The sequence below is a fragment of the Streptomyces sp. NPDC048643 genome, from assembly GCF_040650615.1.
Lineage (GTDB): Bacteria > Actinomycetota > Actinomycetes > Streptomycetales > Streptomycetaceae > Streptomyces.
On the sequence record NZ_JBEZHO010000031.1, the window covers coordinates 92638 to 102994 of the forward strand.

The window sequence follows — 10357 nt, forward strand, 5'->3', positions numbered from 1 at the left end:
GTACGGCACACCTGTCCCCGTGACCACGGCAGAGCAGAAAGGCGATCATGGACGCATTGACCCAGGCCCTGCTGGACGGGGCCGGCCCGGACGAGCTCGCACGGCACGACCTGCCCGCCACCTACGAGGCCGCCCACCTCCTGGCCGCAGACACCGACATGTTCGACGGCGTCGAGGACAAGGACGTCCGCAAGTCCCTGCACGTCGGCCCCGTCCCGATGCCCGACATCGCCCCGGACGAGGTCGTCGTCGCCGTCATGGCCAGCTCCATCAACTACAACACCGTCTGGTCGGCGACCTTCGAACCCGTCCCCACCTTCGCCTTCCTCAAGCGCCACGCCCGCGAGGGCGCCCACGCCGCCCGCCACGACCTGCCCCACCACGTCGTCGGCTCCGACGCCGCCGGCATCGTCGTCAAGACCGGCGCCGGCGTACGGCACTGGAGGACCGGCGACCACGTCGTCGCCTCCTGCGTCCAGGTCGACGAACAGGAACCCGCCACCCACGCCGACGCCATGCTCGGCACCCGCCAGCGGATCTGGGGATACGAGACCAACTTCGGCGGCCTCGCCCACTACGCCGTCGTCCGCGCCAGCCAGCTCCTGCCCAAACCCGCCCACCTCACCTGGGAGGAGTCCGCGAGCGTCCTGCTGACCGCCGCCACCTCCTACCGGATGCTCGTCGGCGACAACGGCGCCCGCATCAAACAGGGCGACATCGTCCTCATCTGGGGCGCCACCGGCGGACTCGGCGCGTACGCCGTCCAGATGGTCAAGAACGCGGGCGGCATCGCCGTCGGCGTCGTCAGCTCCGAAGCGAAGGCCACCGCACTGCGCCGCCTGGGCTGCGACATCGTGATCAACCGCAACGAGATCGGCATGGGCGGCGACGACGCCCCCACCCCCGAACGGACCATCGAACTGGGCAAGCGCCTGGGCCGCGAGATCCGCCGCCAGACCGGCGAGGACCCGCACGTCGTCTTCGACTACGTCGGCCGCGCCACCTTCGGCATCTCGGTGTTCGTCGTCCGCAAGGGCGGCACCGTCGTCACCTGCGGATCCAGCACCGGATACGACCACCACTTCGACAACCGGTATTTGTGGATGAACCTCAAACGGATCATCGGCAGCCACGCCGCCAACCTCCAGGAACAGGCCGAATGCAACCGCCTGTTCCGCCTGGGACACCTCTCCCCGGTCCTGTCGACGGTGTTCCCCCTCAAGGACGTGGGCGAGGCCGCCCGCCTGGTCCAGCTCAACCGCCACACCGGAAAGGTCGGCGTCCTGTGCCTGGCCCCCCGGGAAGGACTCGGCGTCACCGACCCCGTCCTGCGCGAGAAGATCGGCGTCGTCCGCCTCAACCCCCTGCGCGGCACCGATGCAGTCCTTGAGGGGGCCTGACATGTCAATCGGCATACCTCCCGCCGAACAATTCTCTCAAAGGGCACTTCTTCGCCCTCCAGGTCACGCTCCGGGCACTGGGAATGCTGGCTCCTTCGATACCAACACGCTCAGTATCGGCTTGGTTCATCCCCAGCGCTCCATCGCTCACCGGTACGCAAACGAGAGTGCCGACGTTGTTGGGCAGTGCCTGCATCCTCAAGCCACCGGCGGCTACAGGCGAATCCGCGCAGGCGCGAAGGGGAGACGGTCCACGGGCGCTTTTGCGAGTATTCGGTATGCCGATCATGAACCAGGAATACAATCACCGCGTGCAACTTCGGTACAGCTTTCGCCTATACCCGACGATTGGTCAGCGCAGAGCTTTGGCGCAGGCGTTCGGGTGTGCGCGGGTGATCTACAACGATGCGCTGCGCGCCCGGGAAACCGCCCGCAGCGAAGGACTGCCATTCCCGACCTCAGGCGCCTTGTCGAAGAGCTTGATCACCGAGGCGAAGAAGAGGCCAGAGCGGGCTTGGCTCGGCGACGTCTCGACAGTCGTGTTGCAGCAGTCCCTGCGGGACCTGGATGCCGCATACCGGAACTTCTTCGACAGCCTCAAGGGCAAGCGTCCGCGCACGGGCGCTCCACGCTTCAAGTCGCGCAAGGACACCCGGCAGTCGGTCCGGTTCACCGCGAACGCCCGTTGGTCGATCACACCGGGGCAGAAGCTACGGCTGCCGAAGATCGGCAATCTGCAGGTGAAGTGGTCCCGCAGCCTGCCATCGAAACCATCTACAGTGACAGTGGTCAAGGACTCGGCGGACCGGTATTTCGCGAGCTTTGTCATCAACACCGGTCCCGACGAGGCCTTGCCAGAAACCCCGGGCACAATCGGAGTCGATCTGGGGCTAACGCACTTCGCCGTCCTCTCCGACGGTCGCAAAGTCGACAGTCCGCGTTTTCTACGACGGGCGGAAAAGAGACTCAGACGGGACCAACAACGTCTGGGCCGCAAAATCCCGGGCAGCCACAACTCCGGCAAGGCCCGGCTGAAGGTCGCCCGCACTCACACGCGGGTCGCCGACGCGCGACGCGAGTTCCATCACCAGCTCTCCACACAACTGATCCGCGAGAACCAAGCGATCGCAGTGGAAGATCTGGCGGTCAGGGGGCTCGCTCGCACGCGCCTGGCCAAGTCCGTCCACGACGCCGGTTGGTCGGCCTTCGTGGCCATGCTGGAGTACAAAGCGGCCCGATACGGGCGTACCTTCTGCCGGATCGGCCGTTTCCAACCCACCAGCCAAGTGTGTTCGCACTGTGGTGCCAAAGACGGTCCCAAGCCCCTCAATATCCGTACATGGACGTGCGGTATCTGCGGAGCAGTCCTGGACCGGGACATCAACGCGGCAGTCAACGTCGCCAAGGCCGCCGGACTGGCGGTATCAGCCTGTGGAGCGCAGATAAGACCGGCAGTAATGCCGGCACCGCGCGGCGAAACAGGAACCCATCCGACGCTCCCACCCGCGCGGCGGGAACAGGCGGGAATCCCCGGCTCTTTGGCCAGGGAGGATGTCAACTGTGGATGAACCTCAAGCACGTCAGCGCCCAGCAAACCGCCCCTCGCGAGCACGCCACAACCGAGCACCTCTTGCGTCCGAGACGGTTTTCTTCAGTCTTCGCGCCGACGTCCCCACATCGGCACGTTACTAAGCCTGCGCAACCCATCCCGTTCAACCACCTCACCGACATAGTCGGCGGGCTCCGGCTCACCTCCCGAGAGGGACCTGGCGTCGCCCGCCCGGCACCGCAGGAGCGGACACACACCGCCCGCCTCAACCCCCTGCGCGACAGCACCGCATCTAGCAAGGGGGCCTGACGTGGGCATCGGCATCCTCTCCACCGGCTCCTACCTGCCCAAGCACGAGGTCACCAACGACGAGATCGCCGAACGCGTCGGCGTCAGCCCCCAGTGGATCGAGGCCAAGACCCAGATCCGCTCCCGCCGCTACGCCGCCCCCCACGAGGCGACCTCCGACCTCGCCACCCTCGCCGCCGAACGCGCCCTGGACCAGGCAGGACTGAGTGCCGGTCAGATCGACTACGTCATCGTGTCGACCTCCACCGGTGACTTCCCCCAGCCCCCCACCTCCTACCTCGTCCAAAGCGCGCTGGGCGCCTGGAACGCGGCCTGCTTCGACGTCAACGTCGTGTGCAGCGGCTTCGTCTACGCCCTCGCCCTCGCCCACAGCCTCATCGCCCAACACCCCACGGCCCGCGCCCTGGTGATCGGCGCGGACGTGTACTCGCGCATCCTGGACTTCACCGACCGCAGGACCGCGATCCTCTTCGCCGACGGCGCCGGAGCTGCCGTCGTCGGCGCCGTCCCGGACCCCTGCGGCATCATGGCGAGCGACCTGTCCAGCCGCGGCGACGCCCACCACCTCATCCGCGTCGAAGCGGGCGGCAGCCGCAACCCCGCCTCCGCGCAGACCCTCGCCGAGGGCGGCCACCACTTCAGGATGGACGGCCGCGGCGTACGCGACTTCGTCGCCGAACACGTCCCGCCCGCCCTGACCGCCCTCGCCGACCGGGCCGGCGTCGACATCGCCGCCGTCGACCACTTCGTCCCCCACCAGGCCAACGGCGTCATGCTCACCGACCTCGTCGAACGCACCGGCCTGGCCGGCGCACAGACCCACCGCACCCTGATCCGCTACGGCAACGTCGGCAGCGCCTCCGTGCCCGTCGCCCTCGACGACGCGAACCGCAGCGGAGCCCTCGACCCGGGCGACTTGGTGCTCCTCGCCGGGTTCGGCGGCGGCATGTCGATCGGAGCATCACTTCTGACCTGGGGGAACCCCATATGACCACCACCACGCACCACACCGACACCACAACCGGCAACACCGGCACCGGCACCGGCACCGGCATCGACCGGGTCGGTGTCGTCGGCAGCGGCATCATGGGCACCGGCATCGCCGAACTCTGCGCCAAAGCAGGCCTGGACGTGCGGGTCGTGGTGTTCTCCGAGACCTCCCTGGACACCGCACCCCGACGGCTCACCGCCTCCCTCGACCGCGGCGTCACCAAGGGCAAGCTCACCCCCGCCGACCGCGAAGCGGCCCTGGCCCGCGTCTCGTTCACCCGCGACCTGGGCCAACTCGCCGACCGGCACCTGGTGATCGAGGCCGTCAAGGAGGACGAGTCCCTCAAACAGGACCTGTTCGCCACCCTCGACAAGATCGTCGAGGACCCCGACGCGATCCTGGCGACCAACACCTCCTCCATCCCGATCGTCCGCCTCGCCGCTGCCACCCGCCGCCCCGCCCAGGTCCTGGGCCTGCACTTCTTCAACCCCGTCCCCGTACTCCCGCTCGTCGAAGTCATCGACTCCGTCCTCACCGACCGGGCGGTCAGCACCCGCGCCGAGACCTTCGTCCGCGACGTCCTGGGCAAGAAACCCATCACCTCCCCGGACCGGGCCGGCTTCCTCGTCAACGCCCTCCTCTTCCCCTACCTGCTCAGCGCCGTCCGCATGCTCGAATCCGGCCTCGCCGACGCCGACACCATCGACCAGGGCATGACCCAGGGCTGCTCCCACCCCATGGGACCGCTGCGCCTGGCCGACCTCATCGGCCTGGACACCACCGTCTCCATCGCCCGGGCCATGTACGAGGAGTACAAGGAACCCCTCTACGCCCCGCCGCCCCTGCTGCTGCGCATGGTCGAGGGCGGCCTGCTGGGAAAGAAGTCCGGCCGCGGCTTCCACACCTACCCCTGACCCGCCCCGCCCGCCGGGACCCGGCGGGCGGCCACCAGCCGAGCCGCCCGGGGGCGCTCACTGCTGCGGAACCTCCACCCCGGCCGCCCGCAGGTTCGCCTCCAGCAGCTCGGTCAGCCGCACCGCCGCAGGCGCCTGCTCCTCACGGTGATGGTTGATCAGCCCGTACCGGGCGGCGGCGTCCGGTCTGGCCCGGAACGCCGCCGGCATCGACAACTGCTCGCGATGGGCCAGCACCTTGGCGGCCAGCGTGGCCGCCAGCTCATCGAGCCGCGGATCGTCCGCATCCCACGCCTCGGCGTCCTGACAGCGCCGCACCAGCTCGACGTACTGCGGATCGGCCAGCTGGTGCTCCAGATGCTGCAGGAAACTCTCGAACACCTCCGGCACCAGAGCCCGCGCCAGGACCAGCGCCTCCTGCTGGATCGCCACGTACGCGGCACCGACTCCCAGCCCGGCGAGCCGGTCCAGCACCGCACAGGCCCGCTCCGGCAGCAGCAGCCGGTCCCCGGAGGCCAGCCGGTGCAGCACCGCCCGCCGCGCGATCAGCTCCTCGATCCGCTCGGTGAGCCGGCGCTCGACATCCTCCAGCGCCGCCGCGAACCCCTCCGGATCCCCGTCGAGAAGCCCGGCGATCTCGGCGAGCGGCACCCCCGCGCCGGCCAGCGTCCGCACCTGCACCAGCCGCAGCATCTGCGCCGACCCGTACCGCCGATAGCCCGAACCGTCCCGCCCGGGTTCCTCGACCAGATTGAGCCGGTGGTAGTGGCGCACCGCCTTGACCGTGACACCGGCGAACGCGGCCGCCTGCCCGATCGTGAGCCCGTACACCATGAGGTCAGCGCGCCCCGCCGTCGAGGGCGGCCGCCGTCTCACGGACCGCCGCGGCCACCGCCCGGAAGTCCTTGCGCAGGATGTGGGAGTGGTTGCTCGCGACCTTCGCGCTCACCCGGATGTCCCGGTTGCGGGCGAGCACCGGGTCCAGCGAGGCCCGCATCTCCTCCATCTCCTCCTCCTGGCCGCCCAGGCTCGCCCCGGTGGCGAGGACGAAACGCACCGGGCACGCCACCCGGTCCAGGACCGGTCCGATGGCCGCGGTGATCTCGTTGGCCTCGATGTTGACGTCGGCGTGCCGGTCGGCGCTCATCCGTGCGGCCAGCCCGAAGGGCCGCACCAGCGGCAGCAGCAGCCGCATCCGGCGGAACAGGCGCCGGATCCGCGCCCGCCCCGCCTCACCGGTCAGACCGTAGGGGACCGCCCCGTCCACGCACACCACGCCGAGCGCGCGGCCGGGGTTGCGCTCGGCCCAGTGCACGGCGAGTGAGGCGCCGTAGGACCAGCCGACCAGCAGCGGCCGGTCCACTCCGGTCGCGCCGAGGACGGCGTCGATGTCGCGCAGGGCGGCCTCGAAGGAGTAGTCCGCCGACCGGCGCGAGCGGCCGCGGGCCCGCCCGTCGAACGTGATGTGCCGCCAGCCGGCGCCGAGTTCGGCGATGACGGGCCGCCAGGGCCGCCGGCCGGCGTAGGCGCCGTTGAGATAGACGACGGCCCGGCCGGGGCCGCGCGTGTCGGTGACGGCCAGCGCCGTGTCGTCGACGGGGACCATGCCGGACCAGGAAGCCGTGGGGGAAGTGGTCATGGGTTCAGCGTTCACCCTGACCCCGGGTCAGGGTCAACCAGCCACATCGAGCCACGGCCCGGACACGAGCGCGGGCACCGTCACGGCCCGGGCGCGGAGCGCGGGCACGGACCCGTCCCACGGCCCGTCGGCGTGCCCGGCCCGGAAACGGGTCAGCGGGCGCCCGTCCCGGCGAGCAGCCCCTCCGTCACGGTCGCGGCGATCCCACCGAGGTGGTCGGCCAGATAGAAGTGACCCCCGGAGAACACCTTCAGCGCGAAGTCGCCCCCGGTGTGCTCCCGCCACGTCACGGCCTCCTCGACACTCACCATCGGGTCGCTGTCCCCGACCAGCACCGACATCGGCACCGCGAGCTGCTCACCCTCCCGCCAGACGTACGTGCCAAGGGCCCGGTAGTCGGCCCGCAGCCCCGGCAGCACCATCTCCATGATCTCGGGGTTGTCGAGCATGGCCTGATCGGTACCGCCCAGCCGCCGCACCTCAGCCAGCACGTCGGCGTCCTCGAAGAACTGGTAGTGCTCACTGGTCCGCGGGCCCGGCGCACCCCGACCGGACAGGAACAGCCGCTGCGGAGAAGGCAGTTCACGCGCGGCGAGCAGCCGGGCCGTCTCGAACGCGACGAGCGCGCCCATGCTGTGACCGAACAGGGCGTACGGCCGCGAGGGATCCCTCTCCAGCTCCTCCGCCAGGTGGCCGGCCACCGCCTCGACGAGCGCGGCGATCGAGGTGAACGGCGCCTCGCGGTAGCGGTCCTGGCGCCCCGGATACTGCACGGACACCACATCGAGGTCCGCGGGCAGCGTCCGCGCCAGCGGCAGGTACGCCGTCGCCGAACCCCCGGCGTGCGGGAAGCACACGAGCCGCGGCCCGCTGCCCGGGGCGGTGAAGCGTCGGAACCAGGTGGTGTCCACTGTCGGTGTCTCCTTCGTCTGGAGCCGGCCGGTCGTCCCCGGCCGGAAACGGGCCGTCAACCGCCCGGCCCGGCGCGGCAGATCGAGCCTGCCCGAGCATGCCGGGCGCCGTGCGCCCGACCCCGCCCCGCAGCTGCTGCCCTTCCCGCCCCGGGCAGGCACGCCCACCCCAGGGCCGCGCGTCTCGCCCGGGGTGGACCGGCCCGCCGGCACCCGCGGGGGGTTGGGGCGCCGGCGGGCGGTCCGAGCTCCTCACGTCTCACGCCAGGCCGCATCGGAGCTCACGAGCCCGAGCATGCCGACCCTCCCTCGACGACCGCTCGCAGCCCGGTGGAGAAACGCCGCAGACCCGCCACCACGGCCCGGACGCGGCGGAGGCGGATGAAGGCAGGCCGTACACACCGGCACCGGCCCTGACCTCCACGACGAAGACAGGCAGGGGCACACCCCGCCACGGCGCAGGCAGCCCGGGACCGGCCCGCATCGTCCGGCACTCCAACCGCCCTCGAGCGCCCCGGCGCACGCTGGGCGGCGGTTCACCACGACGGCCGAAGGGGGACACCCATGCCCGCAAAGCCCATGACCGCCCTGGACGACACACCGGGGCAGCGGCGCGGCACCGTCGCCGAACTCGAGGCCCTACGGCAGACCATGCGCGAGGGACCCGGTACGCAGGCCACCGACGCCCAGCACGCCAAGGGCAAACTCACCGCCCGCGAACGCCTCGCGCTCCTCTTCGACGACGGCCGCTTCACCGAGGTCGAAGGACTGCGCCGGCACCGCGCGAGCGGCTTCGGCCTGGAGGACCGCCGCCCCCACACCGACGGCGTGGTCACCGGCTGGGGCCGCGTGTACGGGCGTACCGTCTTCGCCTACGCCCACGACTTCCGCATCTTCGCCGGCTCCCTGGGCGAGGCCCACGCCGAGAAGATCCACAAGATCATGGACATGGCCGCCACCGCGGGCGCCCCCATCGTGGGCCTGTGCGACGGCGCCGGAGCCCGCATCCAGGAAGGCGTGACCGCGCTGGCCGGATACGGCGGCATCTTCCGGCGCAACGTCCGCAACTCCGGCGTCATCCCGCAGATCAGCGTCATGATGGGCCCCTGCGCGGGCGGTGCCGCCTACTCCCCGGCCCTGACCGACTTCGTGTTCATGGTGCGCGGCACCGCCCAGATGTTCATCACCGGCCCCGACGTCGTCAGAGCCGTCACCGGCGAACAGGTCAGCCACGAGGAACTGGGCGGCGCCGACGCCCACGCCACCCTCTCCGGCGTCGCCTCCTTCACCTACGACGACGAGGACGACTGCCTCACCGACGTCCGCTACCTGCTCTCCCTGCTGCCCGCCAACAACCGCGAACACCCGCCGCCCGAACCGAGCACCGACGACCCCGGCCGCCGCACCCCCGCCCTGCGCGACCTGGTGCCCCACGACACCACCCGCGCCTACGACATGCGCCACGTCATCACCGAGATCGTCGACGACGGCGACTCCTTCGAGGTGCACGAACGCTGGGCCCCCAACGTGCTGTGCGCGCTGGCCCGCCTGGACGGCCACACGGTCGGCATCGTCGCCAACCAGCCCGCCCACCTCGCCGGCGTCCTCGACATCAAGGGCAGCGAGAAAGCGGCCCGCTTCGTCCAGATGTGCGACTCCTTCAACATCCCCCTCGTCACCCTCGTCGACGTCCCCGGCTTCCTGCCCGGCGTCGGCCAGGAACACGACGGGATCATCCGCCACGGCGCGAAACTCCTCTACGCCTACTGCAACGCCACCGTCCCCCGCATCCAGCTCGTCCTGCGCAAGGCCTACGGCGGCGCCTACATCGTCATGGACTCCCGCTCCATCGGCTCCGACCTCTCCCTGGCCTGGCCCGGCAACGAGATCGCCGTCATGGGGGCGGAGGCCGCGGCCGGCGTCATCTTCCGCCGCGACATCGCCGCCGCCGACGACCCCGAGGCCGCCCGCACCCAGCACATCAAGGAATACCGGGACCAGCTCATGCACCCCTACTACGCCGCCGAACGCGGCCTGGTCGACGACGTCATCGACCCCGCCGAGACCCGCATCCGCCTGATCGACGCCCTCGCCGTCCTGCGCACCAAACACGTCGCGCAGCCCTTGCGCAAACACGGCAACCAGCCCCAGTAACCCGCCCGCCCCTGCACCCCACCGGGCAGCCCCGCCCGGGGCGGCTCACGTACTGGACGACGGCCCGAGCGCCCCTCCACCGGCGCCGCCTAGCCTCGACGCAGACGTACGACCCTGCACCGCACCCCGTGTCCGCCGACGTGCCCGCACCCGCCGGACCAGCACCGACAGGAGCCGACCCACGTATGTCCGTGCAAACCACCGCCCCCGCCACGACAGGGATGGGCGACAAGGAAGTCCGGCGCCTGGACCGGGTCGTCATCCGCTTCGCCGGCGACTCGGGTGACGGGATGCAGCTCACCGGTGACCGTTTCACTTCGGAGACGGCCTCGTTCGGCAACGACCTCTCGACGCTGCCGAACTTTCCGGCCGAGATCCGGGCGCCCGCGGGGACTCTGCCGGGTGTTTCTTCGTTTCAACTGCACTTCGCCGACCATGACATCCTCACGCCGGGTGACGCGCCGAATGTTTTGGTGGCGATGAATCCGGC

General features: G+C 70.6%; 8 protein-coding genes and 1 pseudogene. 6 read left to right on the plus strand and 3 right to left on the minus strand.

Annotated features, from left to right (window positions below; translation table 11 throughout):
* Positions 1-47: 47 nt before the first annotated feature.
* From ccrA to AB0C62_RS26990, 4 genes are all read left to right on the plus strand, one after another.
* Positions 48-1400 carry a crotonyl-CoA carboxylase/reductase gene (gene ccrA / locus AB0C62_RS26975; RefSeq protein WP_362977345.1) on the plus strand — a complete coding sequence of 451 codons (1353 nt, stop codon included), beginning with the start codon at positions 48-50 and terminating at the stop codon, positions 1398-1400.
* A 311-nt stretch (positions 1401-1711) separates the two neighbouring features.
* The gene (locus AB0C62_RS26980; RefSeq protein ID WP_362977357.1) at positions 1712-2968 is read left to right on the plus strand and encodes an RNA-guided endonuclease TnpB family protein; all 1257 of its coding nucleotides are present in this window, start codon (positions 1712-1714) and stop codon (positions 2966-2968) included.
* A 291-nt stretch (positions 2969-3259) separates the two neighbouring features.
* The gene (locus AB0C62_RS26985; RefSeq protein ID WP_362977347.1) at positions 3260-4249 is read left to right on the plus strand and encodes a ketoacyl-ACP synthase III; all 990 of its coding nucleotides are present in this window, start codon (positions 3260-3262) and stop codon (positions 4247-4249) included.
* Entirely contained in the window at positions 4246-5163 is a 918-nt protein-coding gene (locus AB0C62_RS26990; protein ID WP_362977349.1) for a 3-hydroxybutyryl-CoA dehydrogenase, read from the plus strand. Before AB0C62_RS26985 ends, AB0C62_RS26990 begins: the two co-directional genes overlap by 4 nt.
* A 57-nt stretch (positions 5164-5220) precedes the next feature.
* Here AB0C62_RS26990 and AB0C62_RS26995 read toward each other — a convergent pair whose 3' ends face one another.
* From AB0C62_RS26995 to AB0C62_RS27005, 3 genes are all read right to left on the minus strand, one after another.
* Positions 5221-5997, minus strand: coding sequence for a MerR family transcriptional regulator (locus tag AB0C62_RS26995; RefSeq protein WP_362977351.1), 777 nt, complete (start codon positions 5995-5997; stop codon positions 5221-5223).
* Between the two features lie 4 nt (positions 5998-6001).
* Complete coding sequence (locus tag AB0C62_RS27000) at positions 6002-6802, minus strand: alpha/beta hydrolase (RefSeq protein WP_267052132.1); 801 nt, start codon at positions 6800-6802, stop codon at positions 6002-6004.
* Between the two features lie 152 nt (positions 6803-6954).
* A complete protein-coding gene (locus AB0C62_RS27005) occupies positions 6955-7713 on the minus strand; it encodes an alpha/beta fold hydrolase (protein ID WP_362977353.1) in 759 nt (252 codons plus the stop codon).
* A gap of 579 nt (positions 7714-8292) precedes the next feature.
* Here AB0C62_RS27005 and AB0C62_RS27010 point away from each other — a divergent pair.
* Together AB0C62_RS27010 and AB0C62_RS27015 are read left to right on the plus strand one after the other, a co-directional pair.
* Entirely contained in the window at positions 8293-9867 is a 1575-nt protein-coding gene (locus tag AB0C62_RS27010) for an acyl-CoA carboxylase subunit beta (protein WP_362977359.1), read from the plus strand.
* A gap of 185 nt (positions 9868-10052) precedes the next feature.
* Positions 10053-10357 (plus strand): annotated as a pseudogene (locus AB0C62_RS27015) (2-oxoglutarate ferredoxin oxidoreductase subunit alpha); the annotation flags it as partial.

Excerpts from the sequence above, each read along its gene's own strand:
- AB0C62_RS27000 (WP_267052132.1), bottom strand. The coding sequence starts at position 6,802 with ATGACCACTTCCCCCACGGCTTCCTGGTCCGGCATGGTCCCCGTCGAC.
- AB0C62_RS26995 (WP_362977351.1), bottom strand. The coding sequence starts at position 5,997 with ATGGTGTACGGGCTCACGATCGGGCAGGCGGCCGCGTTCGCCGGTGTC.
- ccrA (WP_362977345.1), top strand. The coding sequence starts at position 48 with ATGGACGCATTGACCCAGGCCCTGCTGGACGGGGCCGGCCCGGACGAG.
- AB0C62_RS27010 (WP_362977359.1), top strand. The coding sequence starts at position 8,293 with ATGACCGCCCTGGACGACACACCGGGGCAGCGGCGCGGCACCGTCGCC.
- AB0C62_RS26990 (WP_362977349.1), top strand. The coding sequence starts at position 4,246 with ATGACCACCACCACGCACCACACCGACACCACAACCGGCAACACCGGC.